Origin of the sequence: Bacillus paranthracis, from assembly GCF_024296885.1 — a bacterium.
In the GTDB taxonomy this organism is placed as follows: domain Bacteria; phylum Bacillota; class Bacilli; order Bacillales; family Bacillaceae_G; genus Bacillus_A; species Bacillus_A paranthracis.
In genome coordinates, this window is the sequence record NZ_CP101135.1 from 1,694,350 (window position 1) to 1,720,649 (window position 26,300).

Genomic DNA, 26,300 nt, shown 5'->3' on the forward strand with positions numbered 1-26,300 from the left:
TAACAAAGGCAATGCAAATGATAGGGAGTGGACAACAATGAAAAAGATTTTTAGTTTATTTTTAATCTGTACGTTAGCTTTTTCGACGTTATCTAACATGATTGTTAGTGCGGAATCAAAAAGTACAGGTACTTTAACGATTCACAAGTTTGAACAAAGTAAAGAATTAAAAACAACTACAGAAGGTAATGGAAAAGAAGGACAAACTGTTCCAGAAGATGCAAAACCTTTAGAAGGTGTAACTTTTGAAATTAAACGAATTGAGTCATTTGAAAAAATTTCAAATGATGGAACTGTTATAAAAGAAGATGCAAAACCAGTAAAAGACGCTGCAATAACAAAGGTAACAAACGCAAAAGGGGAAGCTGTTTTTTCAAATCTTCCGCTAGGACGTTATGAAGTAAAAGCAATTGAGGGTCCAAAACATATTGCGTTGGATAAGACTACTTTTATTGTCGATATTCCAATGACAAGTGCAGACGGTAAAGATTTAAATTACGATGTTCATATTTACCCTAAAAATGAAACAAAACGTGGTTCAGTAGAATTCGTAAAAAAAGGTGAAGCCGGTAAAGTATTAAAAGATGCAGAATTCCATTTATTTAAAAAGAATAAAGATGGAACAAGCACACAAGTTAAGACACCGAGTTCATTAGTAACAGGGGAAGATGGTAAAGTTCGTGTAGATTCTCTAGAATATGGGGATTATTATTATTTTATTGAGCATAAGGCTCCAACAGGTTATTTAACTAGTAAAGAGGAGCGTCCTTTCTCTATTAAGGAATCTGGTGAAGTCGTTAAGCTGGATGATATAAAGAACTATAAAGAACCTACCATTACTAAAAGTATAAATAACGGTTCAAAAGTAGCTGGAATTAATAAAGAGACAGATTATACGTATGATATTAAAACACTACTTCCTGAAGATATTCAATCATATAAAAAATATGTTGTAAAAGATATTTTAGATGATCGTTTGGAAATAAAAGGCCTACCAATTGTTATGGTTGACGGAAAGAAAGTTGAAGATGGTAGTGTAAAAGTAGTTGTAGAAGGTCAAAAAGTAACCGCTACAATTGAAGATTTTTCAAAAATTAATGGGAAAGAACTTCATTTGCAAATTACTGCAAAAATTAAAAGTGATGTTGAATCTGGAGTGAAAATTCCAAACAAAGCAGTACTTGATTTTGTAAACAAAGATGATGTTTCATCAGAAAAAGATGGAAAGCCATCTAATGAAGTGGTGGTCACACCGACAGCGGGAAATATTAAAATTGAAAAAGTTGATGGTAAGGATAAGACGCTTAAATTAGAAGGTGCGAAGTTCCAATTACAAGATAAAAAAGGTAATGTTATAAAAGTTAATGGGAAAGAAATGAATGATATAACAGATGCAAATGGTATTATTACATGGAATGAGATCCCGTACGGTGAATATCAAATTGTTGAGACGGAAGCACCAAAGTATAAAGATAAAGACGGTGCAGTCGAACACTATCAAAAGTTAAGAGATCCGATTAATATTACACTTGATGAAAAACACCAAAAAATAGAGCTACAAGTTGAGAATAATAAGAGCGGTTGGATTATTCCAGCAACAGGTGGTATGGGTACAATTCTCTTCACAGTAGTGGGCCTTATACTAATGGCGGTAGCGACATTTATTTTCTTTAGAAAAAAACCTGTAAAAAATTCTTAATTTATATGTTTATAATAATTGAGTTTAGAAAAGAGGAAAGGCATATTGCTTTCCTCTTTTCCATATTTTATCCGTAGTGAAAGAGGCTATTATGAAACGAAATATAATTTTTGGAAGTATTTTTTTACTAGGATTAAGTATATTTCTCTATCCAACTGTAAGTAATTGGTTTGCAACAAGAACACATTATTCAGAAGTAAGTACATATGATGAAGCGATAAAGAGGCTGGAGCAGGAAGAGATTGATCGTAAAGAAATGGAAGCACGAGAGTATAATAAGAAGGTCCAAAATACAACGCAAACATTTGCAGATCCTTTTCGGGAAAAGGATGGTGAACGTAAAAGTTCTACTGTGGATATGTTAAATGTTGGTGATGTTATGGGGTATATTGAAATTCCAAAAATTGATGTGAACCTTCCAATTTATCAAGGGACAACAGAAGAAGTGTTAAGCCGTGGGATTGGTCAGTTGAATGAAACCTCATTACCAGTAGGAGGAGAAAATACGCATACAGTTTTAACGGGACATCGCGGTTTACCTTCAGCGCTAATGTTTACTCATTTAGACAAAATTGAAAAGAAAGATATATTTTATATTCATACATTAGATAAAGTACTTGCCTATCAGGTAGATCAAATAAAAGTTGTGTTACCAAATGAGACAGAAGATTTATTAGTAGTACAAGGACAAGATTACGCAACATTAATTACGTGTACCCCTTATGGAGTGAACACGCACAGGTTACTAGTGAGAGGACACCGTGTTCCATATGATGTTAGAGAAAAAGAAATGATTACAAAACCTTTCATTTTAGAAGATTGGATGATCGTTTTTCCTATTGGTATTATTTGCATGATCCTTCTAATAATCTATTTAAAAAAACGAAAATAGTATGTATTGTGTGGTGAGTGTGTGAGAAGGGGAGTTATAAGCGTAATATTGTTTCTTACAGGATTATCCCTATTTTTATATCCAATAATTGCTAATTATATAAACAAGTATGTATATAAGACAGAAGTGATACGTTATGAAAAAATGGTTGATGATTTAAAAATAGAAGATGTAAATGAGAAGTTTCGAAAGATGGAAACATATAATAAATCGTTAGGGAAAACTATTTTCAAAATGAGTGACCCATTTGTACAGGATGATGAAATAAGTACGGAACCGTTAAATTTTATAAACAAAGATGAAATATTTGGTACGATTTCTATTCCGAAAATAAATGAGGAATTGCCAATTTACTTAGGAGCAAGTCAAGAAAACTTAAGTAAAGGAGTAGGGCAAATTGAAGGGACTTCTTTACCGATTGGCGGGAAAGATACACATGCTGTATTGGCAGGACATCGTGGATATCACGGAGCAACGATGTTTCGTCATCTGGATCGGTTAAGGGAAGGAGACGTATTCTATGTAAAGGTATTTGGAAAGCAGCACGTGTATAAAATAATTGGACGTGAAATCATTAATCCAAATCAAGTGGATAAATTAAAGGTAGTAAAAGGAAAAGACAAAGTTACACTGCTTACATGTGAGCCATATACATCACGTAAATATCGTTTGTTAGTATATGGGGAGCGAGTAGAAAGTGAGCAAAAGGAAATGAAACGTCTGAAAAAGAGTGTAGTCGAAGTTAGAAGCTATGAAACAAGAGACATATTTATAAAACTAGCTTGTGGAATAGTAGGCTTCATTGTAATTTGTATTGGTTTGTATGGATTACTAAAGAGAAAATAGGAATGACATTTATATAGAAAAAGAAAAATGCCACTTCAAAAATGAAGTGGCATTTCTTATATTTCCTCTAAGCTATTAACTGGAACTGTTAATTCGCGTCCTGGGTTTTTTACTTCATATATGCGGGCGGTTTCATTGCTCTCGTCGACGTGTTGAATCATAACAGGCATGCCTTGAAAACTAACATTCGCTTGCTCCGCTGACACAGAAAGCTCTTTTGCACGTTGAATATTCATTTATATTCCTCCCATCATTATTATCTTTGCTAAAAAAGAGGAATAATATACCATTTCGAGACATTCTTAAAGTTTTTGTATTATTTGTAATGTTTCTTTAATAAATGAAGTGAAGATCGAATCAGGATAGCTATCTATTGCTTGAACAGCTTCTTTTGCCTCTGTTAAGGCAGATTTTTTATCTTGAAGTTCTATATAGCAAAGGGCACGATAAGACCCAGCTGTTAATACCCACGATTGATCAAGTGGATGATTCATATAATCTGGTATGGTAGCGTGTTTTAATGTTTCCAAAGCTTCCTTATAACGTTTTAAACCATACAAAGATTTTCCTTTTTCAAGATAATACAGCCCATCGTCTTGGAAAATTGGATCATTTTTTAGTTTTTCTCGAAATTGTTCTAGATGTTCCAATGCGATTGTATATTCATTCGTAACAGTGTTGTAGTAATAAGCTTTTAATATATCTACATTTGCAGCGGATAAAGTATCTTCTGTAAAAATGGCAAATTGCTCCGATTTTTTTATGTAATATAAATATCGTTCTTTATCAGCTACAATGATTTTTTGATAAGATAAAATACGGTAAAATTCATCTGTTTTATAATACACTTGATGTTTTTTTGAAAATGCAAGTGCATCTAAAATGACTTTTTCACATTTTTCATAATTGCCGTATGCGAGTAAAATAATTGCCTCTTTTAAGTATAGTTGTATATGTGTAATAAGATCCATTTCTAAATTCTTCGCCTTATATTCATCACGAATTGTGGCGATCAACTGTAAACATTCTTTATATTTTTTACGTTTGAAGAGCATATAGTAAAACAGTAGTTTCGTTTCAGTACTTTCGCGATACAAAGTATATTTTTCAAATATAGAAACAGCTGTTTCAACGTAATATTCAATATTATAATCGTTCATAATAGCCGCTCCAGTTATGAACTGTTTATATAAACGTGCTGTATTTAAAGTTGGAGGTAAATCTGTTTGAACGATAGGTAGTAAAGTTTTGTATACTTCATCGCCATTTGCCTTTATTAGTGGCTCCATTTTTTGAATGAGTTCTACAATTTTTCCTTCATCTTCTTCTAATAAAAAGCTCGGTTCACATTCAAGTTTTTCTGCAATATATTGTAATGTTTTCATAGAAGGTGTAGCTTTTCCATTTTCAATTTGACTAAGCATACTTTTTGTCAATTCTGAACCTGCTAGTTCAGTTTGTGTAAGTTTTTTTTCTTTACGTAATGCTTTAATTTTTTCTCCGAGAGTTGCCATATTGTAGCTCCTTTATAATTAAAAAGTTAAATACAATTAAACTTTTTGTTGTAATAATTGGAAAGTTGATTATATAATAAGTTTAACACAATTTAACTTTTAAAGGGAGAGTGTCATAATGGAAGATGTAAGTATAGATCAAAATGATTCAAGAATGAAGATTGCAACGAGAAATATCATTTTAATGATGATTGGAAAAATGACGTCTTTATTAGGCGCAGGTATTTATACGTTCGCAATGGGGTTATATGTATTAAAGACGACTGGTTCAGGGATGGGGTTTGCAACTACGCTCGTTTGCGGATCACTTCCAAGGATGATCTGTGGTCCGATTGCGGGTGCTGTAGCTGACCGTGTGAATCGAAAATGGCTTGTCATTGGTACTGATTTATTAAGTAGTTTAACGATGCTTATCATGTTTATCCTTGCTACTATATTTGGACCATCACTTCTTTTTATTTATGTTTCAGCAGCATTATTATCAATTTGTGCAAGTTTTTATTCTGTTGCATTAACTTCGTCTATTCCTAATTTAGTAGATGAGGGGCGTATTCAAAAAGCGAGTGCTTTAAATCAAACGGCAGCTTCTTTATCAAATATTTTAGGACCAATTATTGGCGGAGTAGTATTTGGTTTCTTTTCCATTCAGTCGTTCTTTTTGTTAAATAGTATTACGTTCTTTTTAGCGGTTATTTTGCAATTATTTATTGTATTTGATTTATATAAAAAAGAAGTGGCTGAAAGAAAAGAACATTTCTTGACGAGTATAAAAGAAGGTTTTTCATATGTAAAACGACAACATGAAATATATGGTTTAATGAAAATAGCATTGTGGGTAAACTTTTTTGCGTGTGGGCTAACCGTTGCACTTCCATACATTATCATACGTACATTGCATTTATCTTCAAAGCAACTCGGTACTGTAGAGGGAATGTTAGCGGTCGGGATGCTAATGGGGGCGATTGCTTTATCAGTGCGTAAAGAAGTGAATAATCCGTTTCGTTCTATTTATACTGGACTGTTTTTGTTTGCAGGTTTGAGTTTATGTACAGTCTTCCCGTTGTTAGTTACCATTCCAAAAGTGGCAAGTTTTATTTACTATATTGCCTTTATGATGTTAACTGGTATAGCAATTATGATTGTCAATATTCCGATGCAAGTACATATGCAAAAAACGACAGATCCGAGCTACTTAGGGCGTGTGTTTGGTCTACTTGAAACAATTGCGACTGCAATCGCACCGCTCGGTATGATTGTATATGGATTATTGTTAGACATGTTGCCAACTAGCATTGTTATGATGACAATAGGCGGAGGTTTATTGTTAGTTGTATTAGTTGGAGTAAGGCAACATATGGCGAAAAAACAAGTGAATGTGTCGGCTTAAAAACAAGAAAATAATAAAAATGACCAAATTAGTATTTTAGTTTTTGAAACTCTTTTTCATGTATGTTACAGTATAGTGAGCAGGTAAAGAAAAGGAGACAACAGCATGAAAAAATTAAGTTTTGTTATGCTTTTTCTGTTAGTCGTAATGGCTGGATGTAGTAATTATGACACATATATTGAAACAGGTATGCAATCATTGAAAGATGAAAAATATAGTGATGCAACAATGTGGTTTGAAAAAGCAGAAAAAGAGAAATCGGGAAATGAAGCGAAATCATATAAAGAAATGGCCGAGAAAATGGATAATGGAGCAACGGCATTAAAAGACGGTAAGTATTTAGAAGCGAAAGACATTGCAAATGAAGTGTTACAAATGAAAAAAGACGATGCACTTGAAACAGCTGTAACATCAAATGCAGAGAATATGCTTCAAAAAGCAAAAGATGTAGAAGAGAAAGTAAATGAAAGAGTAGCAAAGCGGAGAAAAGTAGAAGAAGAAGGAATTGATAAACTCATTAAAGCTGTAGATAGTATAGATGATGTGAAAGAAAAGGAGAAAAAAGTTTCAGAAGCATTAGATAAGGCTGAAGAAGCGCAAGCAAAAATTGAAGCGAAGAAAAATAAATAGAGTTATAGCTTAAAAGACTGTCGTGTAAAGCGACAGTCTTTTAATTTTTTGTTGCATAAGAAGTGATGTTATGTAGTAAAAAAGAAATAATTTTAGAATTCCACCTGTCCTCATGATGAATCGTATAAATGTTACGTTGAAATTCAAATTCAGGGATGGGTATGTAGCGTAGTTCATTTCGTTGTACTTCTTGTTCAATAGCAAGTTTAGAAATAAAGGCAACCCCATTACCGTATTTTAAAATTTGTTTCATCGTTTCTAATGAATCTAATTCAATTTCTGATTGGAATGTAATGTTATGAGCTAATATCCATTTTGTAAGTAAATCTCTCGTTGTAGATGGATTACGATGTAGTAATATGCGTTCCTTTTCGATATCTTGTAATGATACATTTTCTTTTTTTGAAAAATGATGTTCTTTGGAGAAAGCAAGAACAAGTGTATCAGGCATTACATTCGTCTGTTTTAAAAGTGATTCATCAAACGGTGCTGCTGAAATTACACCGAGATCAATTTCATGATTTTGTAGCATCGTTCGAATTTCAGGAGCTGTTTTTACCATGAGTGTTATTTTTATATTTGGAAATTCACATTGAAATTGATGAACAATTTCTGGTAAAAGATATGTCGCTGGTACATAACTAGCGCCAATTGTTATAGCTCCTTTATGAAAATCTTTAAACTCTTGCGTGACTCGCCTAGCTTCTTTCATAAGCGCATCTATTTTACAAGCATAATGATGCAATGCTTCGCCAGCCTCTGTTAAGAAATATCTTCCAGAACGTAATTCAAATAAAGGTACACCGAGCTCCTCTTCTAAGCTTTTTATATGGAATGTAATAGTAGGTTGTTTAACACCAAGCTGTTCTGCAACAATCGTGAGCTTTTTGTATTTCTTAATAAGCACTACAATTTCTAATTTTAAGAGATTCATGGCAAGTTGCCCCTTTTTCTTCTAACTATAGAAAAAATCTATAGAAATAAATAGTTTATTAGAAGTTTTTTAATTTAATCTTTACAGTACATTAACATTCAGTATAAATCTCCCATATAGAATGAAAGCAGGTTAAGAGTGAGGGGAGAGAGGTGAAACGATGGATATTAAAATTAGTGGATTAGAAAAATCATTTGGAAAAGTACAAGCGTTAAAGCCGTTACAAATTATGATGAAACAAGGTGAATTCACCACACTTTTAGGACCTTCGGGATGCGGGAAAACGACATTACTCAGAATGATTGCAGGACTGGAAGAGCCAGATAAAGGTGAAATATATTTTGGAGATACGTGCATGTATTCTTCTTCTAAAAAAATAAAAACATCTCCTCATGAACGTAATATCGGTATGGTATTTCAAGATTTTGCTTTATGGCCACACATGACTGTATTTGAAAATGTTGCATTTGGGTTAAAAGCTACAAAGCAAACGAATCAATTACGGGAAAAAGTAGAAGAGGCAATAAAGCGAGTTCGCTTGCAAGGGATGGAGAAAAGATATCCGCATGAACTCTCTGGCGGACAGCAGCAACGTGTCGCATTTGCGAGAGCAATTGTAACGAAGCCACATTTCATTTTGTTTGATGAACCGCTCAGTGCACTCGATGCAATTTTGCGAGAAGAAATGCGGTTAGAGCTTATGGATATCGTTCATTCCATTGGTTTAACGGCATTGTATGTAACGCACGATCAAACAGAAGCTATGTCAATGTCAGACCAAATTATTGTCATGAAACAAGGAGAAGTATTACAAAAAGGAACACCAGAAGATATTTATGTGAAGCCATCTCATGAATTTGTTGCAAAATTTGTTGGTAAGGCAAATTGGCTTGTAGAGGGTAAACAAATGGTTCGTCCAGAGCATGTGAGCTGGACAAAAAATGAAGTGTGTGAAATGTATACAGGTGAAGTCCAGCACGTTACATATGTAGGAGAGCGTTATGAAGTGAAAGTAAATATGGGGACACTCGGAATATGGACAGCTTATCACAATAGTAAGATAAGCATCGGAAAGCCAGTATCGTTATATGTACCGAAAAAATGTATTCATCATATAGGGGGAGAATCGTATGAAGAAATTCAGTTCGCTTAAGTCGTTATTTGTATGTACTTTATTATTTTCTGCCGTAGTAACAGGGTGTAGTTCAAAGACAGGTAATGCAGATGCAAAAAGTAAAACTACGAATGAAAAGAAGATTGTTGTATATAGTGCAGGACCAAAAGGATTAGCAGAAAAAATTCAAAAGGACTTTGAAAAGAAAACGGGTATAAAAGTGGAAATGTTTCAAGGAACAACAGGTAAAATTTTAGCGAGAATGGAAGCCGAAAAGAAAAATCCAGTCGTTGACGTAGTCGTACTTGCATCTTTACCAGCGATGGAAGGATTAAAAAAAGATGGACAAACGTTAGCTTATAAAGAAGCGAAACAAGCTGATAAGCTTCGTTCTGAATGGTCAGATGATAAAGGACATTATTTTGGATATAGTGCTTCAGCGTTAGGAATTGTGTATAACACAAAAAATGTGAAGACAGCGCCTGAAGATTGGAGCGATATAACAAAAGGAGAATGGAAAGGGAAAGTGAATCTTCCAGATCCAGCACTTTCAGGTTCAGCTTTAGACTTTGTGACAGGATATGTGAAAAAGAATGGAAAAGATGGATGGAATTTATTTGAACAGCTTAAGAAAAATGAAGTTACAGTAGCAGGGGCAAACCAAGAAGCGTTAGATCCAGTTGTAACAGGAGCAAAAGATATGGTCATTGCGGGTGTTGATTATATGACGTACAGTGCAAAAGCAAAGGGTGAACCAGTTGATATTGTTTATCCAAAAAGCGGAACAGTTATTAGCCCACGTGCAGCAGGTATTATGAAGGATAGTAAAAATGTAAAAGGTGCAAAAGAGTTTATTGATTATTTATTATCAGATGATGTACAAAAACAAATTTCTAAAGCGTATTTATTACCCGGTAGAACAGATATAAAAGCGGAAAATAGACCAAATGTGGAAGAGATTCCAGTATTACATATTGATTGGAAAACAGTTGAGAAAGAACAAGATGAAATAGGAAAACAATTTAAGAAAGTATTTCAATAAGATGGTGATTACATGGTAAATCGATTTGGATCAGTAAGGCAAGTTGGGATGACGGTAGCGTTGTTACTTGTGGCGATGTTAATCGTCATTCCGCTTTTTCTCATTTTACTTTCTAGTGTATATGAAAATAGTAGTTGGAATTTTTTAAAGCCGTTTGAAGTGATGCAGAGTGGTGGATTAGCTGGGATTTTTCTGAATTCGATGCTTCTAGGTGTACTCGTAGTAATAGGGGCAACTATCTTTGCATTTCCACTAGCTTTCATTATGAGCAAAACAGATGTTGGAAAGCATAGCAAGTTAGATATTGTTTTTATGATTCCATTTATGACACCGCCGTATATTGGATCGATGGGCTGGATTTTGTTCATGCAACCGAACGGATATTTTGAACAGTTTTTTCCGATGCTAAAGACGATTTCATCTTCGTTCTTTAGCTTAGGAGGTATGGTTTTAATTATGAGTCTGCATTTATTCCCATTTCTTTACTTCATGTTGAAGAATACATTACTTCAAATTGGGAGTAGTAAAGAAGAAGCGGCAGCAGTTCATGGTGGAAGCTTTTTCTATCGTTTAAGAAAAATAATATTACCGTTATTAGTATCAAGTTATGTAATGGGTGCTTTACTCATTTTCGTAAAGACGATTGCTGAATTTGGAACACCGGCTACATTTGGACGAAGAATCGGATTTCATGTGTTAACATCAGAGATTCATAAATTTATTTCGAGTTGGCCAATTGATTTTAGTAGTGCAACAGCATTATCTTCTTTATTACTTAGTGCATGTATGCTCATTTGGTATATGCAAAACGTATTAAATCGAAAGTATTCATATGCAATGGTTAGTGGAAAAGGTGTGAAATCTAAAAGGTACACTTTGTCTATATATGTGCGCGTTGTAGCATGGGTTTATGTAATTGGTTTATTAATCGTATCAATTGGAATCCCGTATTTTTCTATACTGATTGCTTCTTTGTCAAAATTAAGAGGCGGAGGCTTACAGTTACATAACTTTACAACGAGTCATTATGAAGCATTATTTACAATCGGATCTCCAGGATTAGAAGCTCTATGGAACAGTTTTCTTTTTTCACTTATAACAGCGATTATTGCTGTTATGATTGGCGTCTTTTTAGCACTTATGATTCGAAAGGGGAAAAAGTCCTCTGAAAAATGGCTGGATATGTGCGGTATGTTACCGAACATGGTACCAGGAATCGTAATGGTTGTAGGGCTTATTTTATTTTGGAATTCCCCCTATATGCCCCTGTCCATTTACAATACACCAGTCATGGTAATCGTAACGTACGTTGTTCTTTTTTTACCTTATACAGTGCAGTATGTAAAAGCATCGCTCGGGCAAATTGATGATTCTCTCGTGCAGGCAGGAAGTATTTTTTCTGGGAATTATATGTATATTTTTAGAAAAATAATATTCCCTCTTATTATCCCGGGTATTCTTGCCGGATGGGCGATGACATTTACAATCTCGATAAGGGAGTTAGTAGCATCGCTTCTCGTACTACCTCCATCGGTAGAAACGTCAGCAACATTTATTTTTGCTCAATTTGAACAAGGAGAAGTATCTATTGGAATGGCGATGGCTGTCGTTTCAGTTGGACTTACAACACTATGTTTATTACTTCTGCAGCATATGGAGCACAAACGAAAAGGGGTAGCATGATGAGGGTAGAAGTATGGGGAGGAGCGGGAGAATACGGTCGCTCCTGCTACTTCGTAAAAAATAAAGAGACAAAAATATTATTTGATTGTGGTATTAATCGGTCATATAAGGATAGTTATCCAAAAATAGAACGAGAAGTTGTACCGTTTTTAGATGCAGTATTTTTGTCACATATTCATGAAGATCATACGATGGGCTTACCTTTATTAGCGAAGTATGGATATAAGAAAAAAATATGGACAACTCGTTATACGAAGGAGCAACTCCCAGCTTACTATGAAAAATGGAGAAACTACAATTTGGCGCAAGGATGGCATGTACCTTATACCGACCAAAATGTGAAAGATTTAAATTATGTATATATTGATGAGATTAGCAATCCGAATGAATGGGTACAGATTACTCCTACATTGCGTTTTCAATGGGGGTATAGTGGGCATGTATTAGGAGCTGTTTGGTTTTTAGTGGATATGAGTCATACATATGTATTCTATTCTGGCGATTACTCAGCAGAGTCTAACATATTGCGAGCTAATTTACCTGAGAAGTTGCACGGCGATATAAAAGTCGCAATCGTAGATGCCGCTTATCATACTGATGATGTTTCGCAACATGAACGAATAAACGAACTATGTACAGAAATTGAACGCGCCGCCGGGAATAAAGGGATAACATTACTACCATTGCCCCCCCTTGGTAGGGCGCAAGATATCGTATTGTATTTATATAAAAAATATAAAGAACTCCCTATTATAGTAGATCAAGAAATTTTGGATGGATTTCAACAGATGTTCGCATATAAAGATTGGATCAAAAATAATGAAGAACTTGAAGAGCTAATGGAGAGTTTAAAAAGAAACATAATAGTTATGGATGATGACAGCGGTACGCAACATAGTTATGGAATAGTTGTAATGAGTGATGCGAATATGCAAACGAAGCGAGCGCAGTTATATTATGAACAAGTTCGGCATGACGAACGAAATTCTATTATCTTTACTGGACATATTGCGAAAGGGAGTTTTGCAGAAAAAGTTTTGAAGGAACGTGTAGGTAAAGAATGTAGGGTGAAGAGAGTTCCATATAAAGTTCACCAAAGTATAAGAGATGTGAAAGAGATGTTAAATACATTATCACCAGAACATACGGTGTTAGTACACGCTTTGAAAGAGGATACGGATCGATTACAGAAAAAGCTTAGCACCGCAGGGTATGAAAATGTATATTCACTTACTATGGAACGAATAGAAGTCATTTGAAATGTAAAGGGGATAGGTATATGAAAAGCGTATTTGTATTCGTAAGTATTTTCTTTTGTTGTTTCCTTTATAACGTTAAGGAAGGATTTGCCGCTAGTCCAATGACACCTAGTTTTGAAGTGAAGTTATTATTAAAGCCAGAACAAGTACTAGGTCCTAACAAAGAGATGAAGCAAGATGTACTAGAGCATTTCCAGGCTGGTACAAATTATGAAAGAATACAAGTACAGTTTTTAGATACTGCAAATAAAAATTTAAGTAATGAAGGCTGGTTTGCCAGAATACGAAAGAAAGAATTTAGTAAAGATTTTGAGCTAACATATAAAAAAAGATATCCTATTCCAAATGGTGTAATTCAAGATGCACTAGAAGTAGCTAAAAAAGAAGGATTCGATAGTAATACGGATAGTTATGAGGCGGAAATAGACTGGGGATTTGAAAAGGAAACGTTAAGTATTTCAAATAAGAAAAGTTACAGTGCAAAAGGATATGGAGTACTTGATTTACCAAACGAAAAAGCTGCTCAAAACATGTTAGTAGAAAAGTTACCGGGGAAAATGAACAAATGGTTGTATACGAATTGGGGAGAAGAGATGTTAAGGGATTCCCGTATTTACGGTCCGGTATTAATGAAAAGGTATACAGGGGAGTTTGAAAATAGTAAAACGAATATTGAAGTTTGGTCACTAAGTAATACAGGGAAAATAGAAGATGATTTCGTAATAGAAGTGTCGTTTAAAACAAATGAGGAAAGTATAGCAAAAGAAAAAAGAGAATTATTAATGAAGAGTTTAGACCAAAAAGGATGGTTGTTACCGAAAGATAGTTTGAAAACAGAGCTTATTTTTCAGTGAATAGTAAAAAGGAATCCATATGCCATGGATTCCTTTTTTTAATATATGAGTATTAAGCTAAATCAGCTGACACGAACATATCACTATTTTGAAGGTTTTTAGAGCGTAAACTATAAGCAACGACCTTCTTTTTATATTGCTTTACAACATCAACATGCTCTTCATGGCTATAAATATAAAATGTAAAATCTTTTTTGCCGCGTTTTGCATTAATAATTAGAGGCGTACCCTCATTGTGTGGCGGTGCGTAATAGCGATCTAAAAATAAACCTTCGTTAAAATCATGAATAATTTTGGATTTTTGTTCGCCTTCTAAGTTATTTCCATTGATTGTAACAGTCGCATTCTTTTCTTCCAGTTGTGGATGTGTTTCGTACTTGCTAATAATGGATTCAATAACAGTGTTAGGAAGGCTAGAAACGATAATTTTAAATGCTCCAAATACAACTAACATTACAATAAACCAAGTCGTCATAGTATATCATCCCCTTTATTCTATTTAATAATATAACTCATATGGTAATAGTACATATGGTGAAGTTTTGTATAATTTGTGAAAAATATGTCATTTTTACGAACGAAATATTAGAAAAATCAATTTTGTTACAAAAAGTTGAAATCGAAGTATTTTAAAAGAAAAAGGTTTATAATAAAAATATAACTAATAACCACATTACTAATTATAAGGAAGTGTAACTATGAGTACTGTAGCAATCGTATATGGTATTATTCTTTCCACAATTATTGTTTTGTTTTTTGTTGGGGTTTCACGTTATATTCATAAATGGAAAGAAGGCGTTGCGAAATTAAATCACATTGAAGAAGAACTTAGTGATTTAATGTTACATCATGGTAAGTAAAAAGTTTATTTTTAGCTAAATAATGTGAAGGATATCACAAAACATGTTCTCATTATGAGGCATGTTTTTTTGTTATGTGAATGATAGGCACATTCATACATTTTTTCCATACGATACAGTGTGAAAGCCGAAATGTTCAGAGTGGAAAAGAGGGATAAAATGAGTAGTTCAGGCTATGTTCCAGATAATAAAAATTTAAAGAAAAGCTCAGGAACTCCAAACCTTTTCTTTGATTCGAGAAAAAATGTCTTTTTTAAAAGGAATGAGAAAAACGTTGCATATGAAGTTACGTCAACGCAGTTACCAGCAATGATAGGTGGTGCGTTTGTTGATTTATTTATGACAAAAGGGCATATGCGGGAACCACATTGGCATCCGAATGCGTGGGAATTGGATGTTGTAGTATCAGGAGAAGCAGTTACATCCATCTTAAATCCCGAAACGAATCAATTGCAAAATTATCATGTGAAAGCGGGGCAAACTGTCTTTATTCCAATGGGATGGTGGCATTGGATCACAGCGATAACAGAAGAAGTGCAATTACATTTGTTCTTTAATAACGATCAGTTTGAAACAGCAGAAGGATCAGACATACTTAGATTAACACCGCCAGAAGTATTTCAAGCTGCATATGGTGTAAGTGCAGAAAAATTAGAGAAGGACCTTTCGCCAATTAAGGAATCAGTTGTAATTAGTCCTACTAACTCAAATCGAATAAATAGTGTGAAAAAAAGTGACGAATCAAATATAGTCGTTACGTTAAATGGACAAATAACATCATGTGAAATAGAGTAACTCTTTCTTTTTAGGAAGAGTTACTCTATTTGTATAATTTTGTAATTTAATTCGTTATAATTATGAGATAGAAGGGAATGTATTAGAGGGGGTATATTGTGAACATATTAAAGGTTATAGGAATAATTGTAGGAGTCATTATAGTAGCTGTTATAGCTTTCTTCGTTATTATGAATTACTATTTGTCAAAAGAAGATCCTGATTACGTATTAAAGTACATAAAAGAACATAAAGAAGATGAAACATGTTCATTACTTATTAAAAGAAATGGAGAAGTATTAACTTCTATAAATGAAAATAAAAAATTGCCATTAGCAAGTATGGCAAAAATCGTAATAGCAGTTGAATTTGCTAAGCAAGTGTCAGAAGGAAAAGTAAGTCGTGATGAACAAATTTCATTGCAGGAGCTAGAAAAATATTACGTTAAAAACACTGATGGTGGAGCGCATCCTAACTGGTTAGAAGATGCCAAAGCGAGAGAATTAGTGAAAAATGGACAAATCGCTTTGGAAGAAGTCGCTAAAGGAATGATTCATTATAGTTCTAATGCAAATACAACATATTTGCTAGATAAGCTTGGAATAGAAAGGGTAAATGACAGTTTAAAAGAATTAGAACTTACTAGTCATGACAAGTTCACTTCATATACTGCTTCACTATATATGAGAGGGTATGTAGAAAAAGAGCTTCATGAGCCAGAGAATCAATCTTTAGAAATGATACGTAACATGTCACAGGATGAGTATAATAAACATGTGTTACAAATTCATGAATGGATGAAAGACGAAGAAGAATGGAAAAAACGGGATATCCCATTAAAAGTAGATATGGAATTTCAGCGAATTTGGTCAGATCGATTAGTGGGTGCAAACGCTAAAGATTATATGAGTATAATGGAAAAGATAAATAGTAGAAAGTATTTTCCAAAATCAATGCAAGAAGAAATCGAGAACATTTTCAAAGGAACAGTTAAAAATAGTAAGTTCGAATATGCTGGTCAAAAAGGTGGTTCTACCGCATTCGTATTGACAAAAAGCTTGTATACTACAGATAAGAAAGGGAATAAAGTAGAAGTTGTCATTATGTTTAACGATATAGAAGATCAAGTTGCATATCAAAAGTTGAGAAATAATGTAGACTATTTTATTCGAGATATTATAACAAGTGAGGAATTTAGAAATAAATTATAATAGAATAATTTTATTATGTAAACAAGATGCTATTAAAGGTAGGTGTTGAGATGAGATTGAAGGAGTATATGCTTGAAACGTTTCCAAATTTAGAACTTAGACCACCTCTATTTTATAATGGGGATATTGGTATTCGCTTTAAATTAGGTGTGAACTATGATTGCACTAATATTTATGAAAACTGCCCATATTTAGAAGGCGTTTATAATAGAGCCATTACTTTATTTCAGTCTTTACATTCCAAAACAGATGATATGTATATTGTAGCGGATGTAAATGACTATGCAGATGGTGAAACTTTCAAACACAAATTGAATATCTTTTCTAAGTATGTAAAAGAGAAGTCTGATTTGTTTAAGTTACAGAAAAATACAATCCCTTATGTTTTTCCAGAAGACGATGAAGACGGGGTATATAAAACACATAGATATACTTTGAAATGTAAAGTTTCAGACTTGAAATACATTCCTATGATAAAAGCAATTTGTAATCAAGATATGGGGATAAAACCGCGTATTTTTCATATGGTGTATTTCATAAATATTAACAAGAATACTATATTTCACATTTATGATGATAGATGTTGTGATGTGTTAGCTACCTCTCCTAATACAATTAGGAATATGTATCATACATATAATGATTGGGTATTAGAATACGACAGAAATAAAATTGATAAAGTATTTAATTGAATGTAGTCTATTTTAAATGGGGGAAATACCATAGAGGTGTTTCCTTTTATTAATATGAAAATCAACATTTAAATTTGGCGGCACTTATTGTAAAAGTAAAGGGATTTGATGGTAATGTATTGAATTTGGGTAGAGAGGGAAAAAGGAGATGAATAAATGACAACAATATATTTCGTTCGCCATGCCCATTCTACATATACAAAAGAAGAACGGGAGCGACCTTTATCTGAAAAAGGGCACTTAGATGCAGAGAATGTAACACGCTTATTAAAAGATAAACATATTGATGTTGTGATTTCTAGCCCCTACAAAAGAGCAATTCAAACTGTACAAGGAATTGCGAATACATATCATGTATCAATAGAAATAGAAGAAAATTTACGGGAAAGATTATTAAGTAAAGAGCCAGTAACAGATTTTAATGATGCGGTCCAAAAGGTGTGGGAAGATTGGGATTTTGCATACGAGGCCGGAGAATCGAATGAAGTAGCGCAAAGGCGTGCTGTAATATGTATGCAAAATATATTAAAAAAATATGAAGATCAGAATATTGTAATAGGAACTCATGGAAATATTATGGTATTACTCATGAATTATTTTGATTCAAAATATGATTTTCGATTTTGGAAAACACTTCGTATGCCCGATATATTTAAGTTGAATTTTCATAATGAAGATTTAATTTCTGCCGAAAGGATAGAGAATACGGGTCATCAAATAAAGTGAAACTTTAATCAGTGGGGGTTTTCTTCATCCCCCACTGATTATTAGCCTTCACCAATCGGACTTTTATGGGCAGCCCGACCCCCACCTAACTTCTTTGCTTCCGCTGAATTTTGAGGTGGGGGTCTTACTGCCCATTAAAGCGGGATAAATAATTTGTAAAAGTTTATCAAAAAAAGAGGAAAGAGAGATATTATTGTAGAAGTATGACTTTGTAACATAAAAAATATGTTAAAGGAGGCTGTTTACATGTTTGAGAAAGAGAAAGAAGGGCTTATTGAAGTTCACAACGTATATGAAATTGCACCAGCAGATGGAACAATTATAGGTATGGCAACGGAAGAAGAAATGGAAATTGCTGCTGAACTAGAGCTGCAGTACTATGCCCATTCTCGTTTGTTAGAAACAAATATTCAGTTAGACGGTTCCTCCTACAAAGAGTTACTTCAGGAGTTCCAGGAGTACGAAAGAAAATCAATGAGCTTTTGGCGAGCAATACATAAGCGTTTAGCTGTGCCATGGGCATGGGTATTACGTATTGACGTTGCGAATGGTCCTATATATGTAAGTAATGGGAATTCGTATTACGAAGAAATCGATGATGAAGAAGATTATGAATAGATAAGTAAGGAAGCAGCTTTAGTTGCTTCCTTTTTTTATTTTTAGGGAGTGAACAGCTTCAATGATAATATCTGGTCGGTCATTTTCTATTCCGTGACCAGCATGTTCAGCAAGTATATATTGGCTATGTATTGAGAGTTGTAATTGTTCATGAATCAGTTTTTGCCACATTGTTTCAAGTTGTATGGCTTCCTCTTTTGGCATGCTGCCCTCAGTCAACTGAGTAATAGAATATTGAGGGTCTCTACCGATAACGATTAATGGTATTTCTAATGTTTTATATAGCTCTTTTAGTGAAAGGGCACAGTTTTTCCACTCCGATAGTTCAGAAGCTGTCGCTTTATATAATGAAGGAGAGGTAGAAAATTCAATTTGCTGTCTTGATTGACCGGCTAGCATAGGTTTTAGTTCATTAGAAAGCAGGTCTACATCCATCTTGGAATATGTATTATATTTTTGAAGCCACATATCATCAGAATCAGTCTGATCAGAAATTGGTAAATGAAGTTCATCTAATCGGTGTAAGTTCATAGAAGTAGAATCAACTAAAATAAGTGATTGTAGCTTATTTTCATATAACATCGCAAAATGTTGTGCACATAAACCTCCATAGGAATGACCGATTAGAATGATTGGTTCGTGAATATCTAGTTTTTGTAGTAACATATGAAGTTCTTTTGTTGTTTGTAATGTAGTACGTGAATGATTCCTTAGTTCACTTTTTCCGTAACCTGGGCGATGGTAGGAAACGACTGTAAAGTGCTGTGAAAGTTTTTCTATAATAGGAAGCCAATCATAAAATGAGCAAGTCATTCCGGTTTGAATGACTACAGTTTGTTTACTACTTCCTTTCATATATACTTCTATAGTTTGCCCCAATACCTCTACAAATTTATAAATAGTAAACCCTCCTAACTAAGATTGAAGTAATTTTTGACAAGCGAAAACAATACACCAGACACCTATACCGAATAGGACAGATGTACTAAGTGCAAATGAGTTTTTTAAACCGATATAAACGATAAATAATAGTAGTGCGGATGCAGGGAATCCATATAATACGCCTATAGCAAATTGACTTAATTCTTGTTTGTTCCCGCCTTCGAAAGAAATCCAAAACAGGCTCAGTAAACTAACGAGAGGAAGGGCAGCGATAAACCCGCCAATCGTACTATAATGTTTAGCTACTTCAGTAATAACACCGATAATAAGTGCCGAAACGATTACTTTAACGAGGAAATGCATACTTTGCCTCCTTCGCTAATAATGAAAAAGCTTTTTCAATGAATTGTTGTTCTTCTTTCGATAACTGCGATTCTAATATTTTTATCTTTTCTTTATCTAGTAAAGTATGCTTTTCTAATACTTCAATGCCTTCTTTCGTTAAAGTAAGGTTCACAACTCTTTCATCTTGTTTGTTTCTTTCTTTCATGATAAATCCTTTTTGAATAAGGCGCTTTACGTGTTCAGATGCTGTGTTATGAGAGAGAGTAAGCTCAGTAGCGACTTTTCCAATTGTTATTTCTTTCTCACGAGAAACGATTTGTAAAATACGAATAGCTTGGTGAGAAAGATTGTCTTCATATTCATATCGTAAGTGATAATAAATGTTCTCCCAATGCTGATTGATGTCTTTCATAATAATAAATCCTCCTGTTTTTATATCGTATATTAAGATATATTCGTTAGTATAGAAATAAAATCCTTTTATTTGGATAAAAAATGTTGAAAAAGTTTATTTTTATTGAAATATAAGGTAATCTATGTGTAAAGGTATACATTTAGCAAGAGAGAGGATGATAGCTGTGAATACATTCAAATGGATGAGTCATGAACAGATGTATGTAGATGAAATACATGTTGAAAAATGTGGTCCTCTTTCAGTCGGCGTATATGGGGGAAATCAAGAGAGCGATGCATATGAACGAGGAGATGCGGTGCTTGCTTGGTGGGATCCTGAATTACAATTTGAATTTGTTATGATTTTTGATACACACCACAAAACAAAAAATATAGATTATATAATAGAAGCAATTTCCGAAAGAAAAGAGAAACTAAAAGAGTTATTTTCCTACCCGATACATTTAGCTTTTCATCATACACATATGTACTTGTTAGCGTTATTTACAGATGAGTTGTTTATTGAAAAATGTGATCAAGATGATGAGGAACTTGCATGCTTAATTTGTTTACGAAAAGGTGAATTTTTATATTGGTTATCAGTTGGTGATTGTTTCGCATATTTATTCCATTCTGAGAAAACGAAGAATGGAAAAGGACGATTAAATAAACGGAAGAATTATGAATATATCGGTAGGAAAAATATTTTTGCAGCAAATACACCTTGCTTTACGTCAGGTGTAAGAGGACTAGAAAAAGGAATGAATCACATTGTAATGGCAACGGACGGTATTTTAGAGTGTGATAAACGAAGGTTTGATGATGACCAATCTTTAATAGAAATATTACACGACGGAAGTTGCTTACAGATTGAGCCAGTATTAACAAATGTACTGCAGTGGAAAGGTAGAGATTGTGCCACAATTATTGGATGGTCCATTGACACTGAAAATAAACGATGTGCTAATTAATATAAAAGGAGTTCAAGGTTTTTTATCCTTGAACTCTTTTTTTAAGCAATATGGATGTGATACGTTTTTAACCATTCATTTACTTGTAGCATGTATTCCATAGCACTTCTTGCTTCGAAATTGTTAATTTCTTTATTACTCTGATCGGCAATAGCAAGTAATGTGGAATGATTAATAAGTGAGAAAATAGGGTTGTTTTTATTACTACACATTTCAAGTGTTAAATTCCGGATTGTTTGTAAATAATGTGGGTCTTGTGAAGTTGGATAAGCACTTTTTCTTCTATTACGTACATCGTCAGGTAAAGCAGGTTTCAGTGCTCTACGTAAAATGCCTTTTTCAATATTATCAATGCTTTTTATGTTGAAAGGAACGTTCCATAAATATTCAACTAATCTATAATCGCAAAACGGTACACGAACTTCAAATCCTACAGCCATACTCATACGGTCTTTACGGTCAAGTAAGAACGGAAGAAATCTCGTTAAAAATAAATAAAACATTTGACGTTGTTTCGCGGATTTTTTACTTTCACCTTCAAGAGTAGGTACTTCAAGTATCGCTTCTTGGAATCGTGTATCAATATAGTTTTCTAGATTACATTGGTTACTTATTTCATGTAGTAGAAGAGGAGATGTATTTTTCCAATTTGTTAGCCAAGGAAATTTATCTACATATAGTAATTCTTCTTGATGAAACCAAGGATATCCACCGAATACTTCATCAGCAGATTCTCCCGATAAAGCTACGGTCGCATCTTTTTTCATTTCGCAAAATAGTAAATATAGTGAAGTTTCCATTTCGCCAGCACTCGGTAAATCTTTTGCACGGAGGGGAACGAATAAGTGATTAGCTAATTCTTCAGCATTCACAATAATATCATGATGAGATGTCCCTACATGTTCAGAAACGCGTTTTACCCAAGGAGCGTCTAAACCAGTGCGAGCAAATGTCAGCTCGAAATCTTTTGCGCTATTTACAAAGTCAACGGAATACGTATGAAGTGTTTTATTTTCAGCAGCAAATTCTTTTCCTGCTAGTGCAGTAATACCGCTAGAATCTAATCCTCCTGATAACATGCAGACGAGAGGGACATCGGCAATTAATTGTCTTTTTACTGTATCTTGTAAAATAGATAAAATATGTGATGATGTATCTTCTATAGAATCTGTATGGACCTTACTTTCTAAATTCCAATACTTCGTAACTACTTTTTTATCACGTGTAAACGTTATAGAATGTCCAGCACGCACTTCTTGAATATGTTTAAAGACGCCACATCCTGGAGTTCGAAATAACCCTAATCCAAATATTTCATTTATGCCATCCGTATCAATTTCAGCAGGGACAGATGGATGAGCTAATAATGCTTTAATTTCAGATCCGAAAATAATACTGTCATTTCTTTCTGTATAAAAGAGTGGTTTTACGCCTAAATGATCACGTGCTAAAAACAGTTGTTGCTTCTGATCATCCCATAAGGCGAAAGCGAAAATGCCGTTTAAATGTTGTACGCAGTCTTCTTTCCATTCTAAATAAGCATGTAGTAACACTTCTGTATCTGAATGCGTTTCAAATGTATGACCACATTTCCTAAGTTGTTCTCTCAGCTCACGGAAATTATAAATTTCTCCATTATAAGTAAGAGCATACGTATAATCACCAGCACGAAATGTCTTCGGCTGTGTCCCACCTTCTGGATCAATTACAATTAAACGGCGGTGTGCAAAAGCCGCGCGAGGTGAAAACCAAAATCCTTCAGCATCCGGACCGCGATGCTGAATACGATTTGCCATCTTTTTTAAAATAACATGTTCATTGGAAAGATCTTTATTCCAATTTACCCAACCTGTAATTCCACACATACACATCTCATCTCCTAATTTTAAATAGTAGGTTAACGAAATAAAATGTACACTAAGTTAAAGAATGACTATATAAATAGTGTACTACATGAATCAAATTACAGACTTGAGAAAATTTTCTTTGGATGCATAGTTATGTGAGACAATGGCTAAGGGAAAGTATTCCATTACATACAAAAAATAATTAAAAGATGAGAGAAAATATTTTTTTAGACGTTATATAGGGTGTAAAAGCTTTTACAAAAAAATAAGGGGAATCGCTACATGAAATCAAATGAGAAAAATTATATAAAAAGATTAAAGCGACAAAAAGAAGATGCGCTAGAATTTGTTGTCGATACATACTTACCGCTCATAAAAGGAATAACCCACAAAGTTCTTCTTCCAGTTCAAAATGATGGACTCATAGAGGAATGTGTAAACGATATATTTCTTTCCATATGGAATAACGCAAATAAATTTCATGGAGAACCAAATGATTTTAAAAAATGGATTGCGGCAATTGCGAAATTTAAGGCGATTGATTATTACCGGAAGGCAACTAAAAAAGTAGAGATTATTTCGGATGAGTTTCATATTAGTACGGAAAAGTCAGCAGAAGATGAATTAATCGTTATGGAAGATAGGGAAGAGTTATTGAAGCTTATTAATCAATTAGAACCGTTAGATCAAAAGGTGTTCATTATGAAATATCTTCTTGGTATGAAGACAGAAGAAATAGGAGACAAGTTAGGGTTAACTCGGGCAGCGATAGATAATCGTGTGTATCGTGGAAAAAAGAAACTACAACAAAATGCTACGAAAATTAGTTTTGGAGGTAGTGTCATATGAAAGACATTTATGAACTATTAAATGATATTGATATAGATGAGAAAGAACTTGAGGAAATTGAGGCTTCTGAAATTGAAAAAGAAAAAGTAAAGCGCAATGTAAAACAATCGATGCGTACGAAGAAAAAGATGAAAAGTTGGAAAAAAGGCGTTGCTGCTGCATCTATTTTAGTCGGCGTATCGGTTGCCATGCTTGGCATCGGATTTCCGACATACGCTGGAGGATTACCAATAGTAGGTGACATATTCCGATTTTTAGATAATGGTAGAACAGGGTTATATGAAAATTATAAAGAGTTTTCGACTGAATTGAATATGACGAGGGAGAGTAATGGGGTTAAGGTTACCATTAATGATGCTGTGTTCGATGGTAGAACTATTACAATCACATATTCTATTGAGAGCGAAAAAGATTTAGGAGAGAAACCGTTCCCATTTGGAAGTCCGCAAGTTATGGGCTTTGATGGCGGAGGAGGTAGTTCAAACGTTACAAAAGTTGGAGAGGGGAAATATGTAGGTATGACTACGATGAGTGGTCATGGTAGTGAAAGATTAGATGTTGCAAATGTTTGGTGGGATATAGAGGCAATTGAGTTGGATTATGAAGGTAATGTAATAAAGGGAAACTGGAATTTCGCACTTAGTTTAAAAGCAATGGATAGTAAAGAAGTAAAGGTTAATAGGGTTTCTGAAAATGAATTAATAAAAGTAAATATAGACAAAATGGAAGTAACTCCGATGTCATTTATCGTTTTTTTCAATCAGGAAGAATCTAAAGTATTAAGAAGTATATGGGATAGCGCTGATGTGGAATTAGAAATAAAAGATGATTTAGGAAATAAATATGCTGGTGAAGGAAATGGCGGAACTAGTACAGTAGCAGAACCGCACAAAAGTAGTTGGAGTTCGACATTCCAAAAGTTAAATGAAAATGCAACAAAGCTTATCGTTACACCTCACGTGCACTTGCGAGTTCATACACCTGAAAATCATGGTGGAGTGGAGTATGTGAATGGGAAAGAGAAGAAGATTGAAGTACCGAAAAAAGAAGCGAAGAGCAAAGATATTGTTCTAGATGATATCGTAATTGATTTAAAGAAATAGAAGAGAGACTGCCTAAAACCATTAGGCAGTCTTTTTTTCGTTAAGGAGTAGTAACGAGTAATGCATGCGGGTGTTGTGTTTTATACTCATCTTTCCACGGAATGTTTAGTTGTTCCCACGATTCACCGCTATCATTGGATTGAAACAAGCCGTTGTTATTTAAAGTGTAAAATGTATGTGGTTCTGCTTCGTTTGTCGCAAACATCGAAATGACTGTACCGATTGCAGATGGTAGTCCTTGTTGTACTTGCTGGAACGGAGTATCTTTCGTTTTACGATAAATATAAGATTCATAAGGAATACGGTGATGAGCGAGATCTGCACTCGGTGCGGCAGAAACGAGAATTGTATTACAATCAGCTGGATCGATAGCCATGCTATATAAATAATGATGTTCAAGTCCATCACTACATGAAATCCAGCTGTTTCCACTGTTATAACTTTCAAGATATGCGCGATCAGGTCCGCCCATAAATCCGTCACCACATGATGCATAAAGGCGATTTGGGGCTTCAGGGTGCATAAGTAATTGATGAGCATCGATAGGAGCACCGAATTTTTTATCAATCCATGTATGCCCTTTATCGTTACTTTGAATAACGGCACCAGCTTCGATTGAAACGTGGATTGTATTTGGATTGTTTGGATCAACCGTAATCCAGCGTACGTGATGAGTAAAAGGTCTAGGAGGGAAAGCCCACGTATAAGAAGATAATAATGATTTCATATTTTTTAGTTCCGTCCACGTTTCCCCACCATTTTCTGAACGGAATAAAGCGCTCGGTTCTGTGCCGACATAAACGACGCCATATCCGTTAACTTGTTCATTCGTGCTTATCGTAATGGAAGTGATCGAAGAATGTAAAATACCATCTTCTTTTGGAAAATCAAAGTAACGATAAGAATCTCCAATTGGTCTCCATGAATCTCCGCTATCGTCACTTAACCAGAGACCTCGTCCAAAAGTGCCGCAATATACACGATTTTTTTGAAATGGATCAACAGCGATACAGGTAGGTTGCATATTTTGTAAGTGATACGCCGCTTCATAGTTACCATATCGTTCTTTCACTACAACAAGTTCACGTTCCATACAGAGAAATAAACGTTTCATTTTCGTAACCTCCTTAAAAATTCTTTCATTAGTAAACAATATGAAGCTGAAAAAGAAGTAG

Annotated in this window: 29 protein-coding genes; 20 read left to right on the plus strand and 9 right to left on the minus strand. The window is 34.1% G+C overall.

Going from position 1 to position 26,300, the window contains the following annotated elements; translation table 11 throughout:
• Positions 1 to 37: 37 nt before the first annotated feature.
• From NLJ82_RS08680 to NLJ82_RS08690, 3 genes are all read left to right on the plus strand, one after another.
• Positions 38 to 1,699 (plus strand): SpaH/EbpB family LPXTG-anchored major pilin, encoded by a 1,662-nt coding sequence (locus NLJ82_RS08680; protein ID WP_001992696.1) that lies wholly within the window; start codon positions 38 to 40, stop codon positions 1,697 to 1,699.
• Positions 1,700 to 1,790: 91 nt separating this feature from the next.
• The gene (locus NLJ82_RS08685) at positions 1,791 to 2,591 is read left to right on the plus strand and encodes a class C sortase (RefSeq protein ID WP_000827790.1); all 801 of its coding nucleotides are present in this window, start codon (positions 1,791 to 1,793) and stop codon (positions 2,589 to 2,591) included.
• 21 nt (positions 2,592 to 2,612) lie between these two features.
• On the plus strand, positions 2,613 to 3,437 hold the full coding sequence (locus NLJ82_RS08690; protein ID WP_012644324.1) for a class C sortase: 825 nt from the start codon (positions 2,613 to 2,615) through the stop codon (positions 3,435 to 3,437).
• 56 nt (positions 3,438 to 3,493) lie between these two features.
• Here the strand turns inward: NLJ82_RS08690 and NLJ82_RS08695 are convergent, their stop codons facing one another.
• Both NLJ82_RS08695 and NLJ82_RS08700 read right to left on the minus strand, forming a co-directional pair.
• A complete protein-coding gene (locus NLJ82_RS08695) occupies positions 3,494 to 3,673 on the minus strand; it encodes an H-type small acid-soluble spore protein (protein ID WP_001025740.1) in 180 nt (59 codons plus the stop codon).
• A 66-nt stretch (positions 3,674 to 3,739) separates the two neighbouring features.
• The gene (locus NLJ82_RS08700; protein ID WP_000212360.1) at positions 3,740 to 4,951 is read right to left on the minus strand and encodes a helix-turn-helix domain-containing protein; all 1,212 of its coding nucleotides are present in this window, start codon (positions 4,949 to 4,951) and stop codon (positions 3,740 to 3,742) included.
• Between the two features lie 118 nt (positions 4,952 to 5,069).
• Here NLJ82_RS08700 and NLJ82_RS08705 point away from each other — a divergent pair, with 118 nt between their 5' ends.
• Together NLJ82_RS08705 and NLJ82_RS08710 are read left to right on the plus strand one after the other, a co-directional pair.
• On the plus strand, positions 5,070 to 6,338 hold the full coding sequence (locus NLJ82_RS08705) for an MFS transporter (protein WP_000390434.1): 1,269 nt from the start codon (positions 5,070 to 5,072) through the stop codon (positions 6,336 to 6,338).
• A gap of 105 nt (positions 6,339 to 6,443) precedes the next feature.
• Positions 6,444 to 6,968, plus strand: coding sequence for a COG3014 family protein (locus NLJ82_RS08710; protein WP_000736435.1), 525 nt, complete (start codon positions 6,444 to 6,446; stop codon positions 6,966 to 6,968).
• Between the two features lie 40 nt (positions 6,969 to 7,008).
• On the opposite strand, the gene NLJ82_RS08715 is transcribed toward NLJ82_RS08710, so the two are convergent.
• The gene (locus tag NLJ82_RS08715; RefSeq protein WP_001050628.1) at positions 7,009 to 7,902 is read right to left on the minus strand and encodes a LysR substrate-binding domain-containing protein; all 894 of its coding nucleotides are present in this window, start codon (positions 7,900 to 7,902) and stop codon (positions 7,009 to 7,011) included.
• A 160-nt stretch (positions 7,903 to 8,062) separates the two neighbouring features.
• On the opposite strand from NLJ82_RS08715, the gene NLJ82_RS08720 reads away from it, so the two are divergent.
• From NLJ82_RS08720 to NLJ82_RS08740, 5 genes are read left to right on the plus strand one after another with little or no spacing between them, the layout of a single operon-like run.
• Positions 8,063 to 9,055, plus strand: a complete 993-nt coding sequence (locus tag NLJ82_RS08720; protein ID WP_000351824.1) for an ABC transporter ATP-binding protein — start codon at positions 8,063 to 8,065, stop codon at positions 9,053 to 9,055.
• Positions 9,033 to 10,058 carry an ABC transporter substrate-binding protein gene (locus NLJ82_RS08725; RefSeq protein WP_000714696.1) on the plus strand — a complete coding sequence of 342 codons (1,026 nt, stop codon included), beginning with the start codon at positions 9,033 to 9,035 and terminating at the stop codon, positions 10,056 to 10,058. The genes NLJ82_RS08720 and NLJ82_RS08725 overlap by 23 nt, the downstream gene beginning before the upstream one ends.
• A 12-nt stretch (positions 10,059 to 10,070) precedes the next feature.
• A complete protein-coding gene (locus tag NLJ82_RS08730; protein WP_000248129.1) occupies positions 10,071 to 11,741 on the plus strand; it encodes an ABC transporter permease in 1,671 nt (556 codons plus the stop codon).
• Positions 11,738 to 13,000, plus strand: a complete 1,263-nt coding sequence (locus tag NLJ82_RS08735; RefSeq protein WP_041185170.1) for an MBL fold metallo-hydrolase — start codon at positions 11,738 to 11,740, stop codon at positions 12,998 to 13,000. Before NLJ82_RS08730 ends, NLJ82_RS08735 begins: the two co-directional genes overlap by 4 nt.
• Positions 13,001 to 13,020: 20 nt before the next feature.
• Positions 13,021 to 13,854: a hypothetical protein gene (locus NLJ82_RS08740; protein ID WP_000843591.1), complete on the plus strand. Its 834-nt coding sequence runs from the start codon at positions 13,021 to 13,023 to the stop codon at positions 13,852 to 13,854.
• A 52-nt stretch (positions 13,855 to 13,906) separates the two neighbouring features.
• Here the strand turns inward: NLJ82_RS08740 and NLJ82_RS08745 are convergent, their stop codons facing one another.
• Positions 13,907 to 14,329 carry a YfmQ family protein gene (locus NLJ82_RS08745; RefSeq protein WP_000214605.1) on the minus strand — a complete coding sequence of 141 codons (423 nt, stop codon included), beginning with the start codon at positions 14,327 to 14,329 and terminating at the stop codon, positions 13,907 to 13,909.
• Between the two features lie 41 nt (positions 14,330 to 14,370).
• Here NLJ82_RS08745 and NLJ82_RS08750 point away from each other — a divergent pair, with 41 nt between their 5' ends.
• The 7 genes from NLJ82_RS08750 (at position 14,371) to NLJ82_RS08780 (ending at position 18,735) form a co-directional block, all read left to right on the plus strand.
• Positions 14,371 to 14,487: a multidrug transporter MatE gene (locus NLJ82_RS08750; RefSeq protein WP_073541824.1), complete on the plus strand. Its 117-nt coding sequence runs from the start codon at positions 14,371 to 14,373 to the stop codon at positions 14,485 to 14,487.
• Between the two features lie 65 nt (positions 14,488 to 14,552).
• A complete protein-coding gene (locus NLJ82_RS08755; protein ID WP_000108701.1) occupies positions 14,553 to 14,714 on the plus strand; it encodes a hypothetical protein in 162 nt (53 codons plus the stop codon).
• Positions 14,715 to 14,873: 159 nt separating this feature from the next.
• On the plus strand, positions 14,874 to 15,509 hold the full coding sequence (locus NLJ82_RS08760; RefSeq protein WP_000098979.1) for a cupin domain-containing protein: 636 nt from the start codon (positions 14,874 to 14,876) through the stop codon (positions 15,507 to 15,509).
• 98 nt (positions 15,510 to 15,607) lie between these two features.
• Positions 15,608 to 16,699 (plus strand): serine hydrolase, encoded by a 1,092-nt coding sequence (locus tag NLJ82_RS08765; protein ID WP_001023519.1) that lies wholly within the window; start codon positions 15,608 to 15,610, stop codon positions 16,697 to 16,699.
• Between the two features lie 50 nt (positions 16,700 to 16,749).
• Positions 16,750 to 17,391 carry a DUF3885 domain-containing protein gene (locus NLJ82_RS08770; RefSeq protein WP_001237276.1) on the plus strand — a complete coding sequence of 214 codons (642 nt, stop codon included), beginning with the start codon at positions 16,750 to 16,752 and terminating at the stop codon, positions 17,389 to 17,391.
• Between the two features lie 156 nt (positions 17,392 to 17,547).
• The gene (locus tag NLJ82_RS08775) at positions 17,548 to 18,117 is read left to right on the plus strand and encodes a histidine phosphatase family protein (RefSeq protein ID WP_000208289.1); all 570 of its coding nucleotides are present in this window, start codon (positions 17,548 to 17,550) and stop codon (positions 18,115 to 18,117) included.
• Between the two features lie 246 nt (positions 18,118 to 18,363).
• Positions 18,364 to 18,735, plus strand: coding sequence for a hypothetical protein (locus NLJ82_RS08780; protein ID WP_000461771.1), 372 nt, complete (start codon positions 18,364 to 18,366; stop codon positions 18,733 to 18,735).
• Between the two features lie 18 nt (positions 18,736 to 18,753).
• On the opposite strand, the gene NLJ82_RS08785 is transcribed toward NLJ82_RS08780, so the two are convergent.
• The 3 genes from NLJ82_RS08785 to NLJ82_RS08795 are packed head-to-tail and all read right to left on the minus strand — an operon-like array spanning position 18,754 to position 20,374.
• Positions 18,754 to 19,590: an alpha/beta hydrolase gene (locus NLJ82_RS08785; RefSeq protein ID WP_001992663.1), complete on the minus strand. Its 837-nt coding sequence runs from the start codon at positions 19,588 to 19,590 to the stop codon at positions 18,754 to 18,756.
• A 60-nt stretch (positions 19,591 to 19,650) separates the two neighbouring features.
• Positions 19,651 to 19,980, minus strand: coding sequence for a DUF3147 family protein (locus tag NLJ82_RS08790; RefSeq protein ID WP_000545631.1), 330 nt, complete (start codon positions 19,978 to 19,980; stop codon positions 19,651 to 19,653).
• Positions 19,964 to 20,374 (minus strand): MarR family winged helix-turn-helix transcriptional regulator, encoded by a 411-nt coding sequence (locus NLJ82_RS08795; protein ID WP_000651917.1) that lies wholly within the window; start codon positions 20,372 to 20,374, stop codon positions 19,964 to 19,966. The genes NLJ82_RS08790 and NLJ82_RS08795 overlap by 17 nt, the downstream gene beginning before the upstream one ends.
• A 124-nt stretch (positions 20,375 to 20,498) precedes the next feature.
• Between NLJ82_RS08795 and NLJ82_RS08800 the strand changes: the two genes are divergently transcribed.
• Positions 20,499 to 21,326 (plus strand): PP2C family serine/threonine-protein phosphatase, encoded by an 828-nt coding sequence (locus NLJ82_RS08800; protein WP_041185171.1) that lies wholly within the window; start codon positions 20,499 to 20,501, stop codon positions 21,324 to 21,326.
• A gap of 41 nt (positions 21,327 to 21,367) precedes the next feature.
• On the opposite strand, the gene asnB is transcribed toward NLJ82_RS08800, so the two are convergent.
• Positions 21,368 to 23,191: an asparagine synthase (glutamine-hydrolyzing) gene (gene asnB, locus NLJ82_RS08805; protein WP_000334035.1), complete on the minus strand. Its 1,824-nt coding sequence runs from the start codon at positions 23,189 to 23,191 to the stop codon at positions 21,368 to 21,370.
• A gap of 264 nt (positions 23,192 to 23,455) precedes the next feature.
• Here asnB and NLJ82_RS08810 point away from each other — a divergent pair, with 264 nt between their 5' ends.
• Positions 23,456 to 24,022 carry a sigma-70 family RNA polymerase sigma factor gene (locus NLJ82_RS08810; protein WP_000840039.1) on the plus strand — a complete coding sequence of 189 codons (567 nt, stop codon included), beginning with the start codon at positions 23,456 to 23,458 and terminating at the stop codon, positions 24,020 to 24,022.
• Complete coding sequence (locus NLJ82_RS08815; RefSeq protein ID WP_000653153.1) at positions 24,019 to 25,125, plus strand: DUF4179 domain-containing protein; 1,107 nt, start codon at positions 24,019 to 24,021, stop codon at positions 25,123 to 25,125. Before NLJ82_RS08810 ends, NLJ82_RS08815 begins: the two co-directional genes overlap by 4 nt.
• Positions 25,126 to 25,165: 40 nt before the next feature.
• Here the strand turns inward: NLJ82_RS08815 and NLJ82_RS08820 are convergent, their stop codons facing one another.
• Entirely contained in the window at positions 25,166 to 26,239 is a 1,074-nt protein-coding gene (locus tag NLJ82_RS08820) for a WD40/YVTN/BNR-like repeat-containing protein (RefSeq protein WP_000825335.1), read from the minus strand.
• Positions 26,240 to 26,300: the final 61 nt, after the last annotated feature.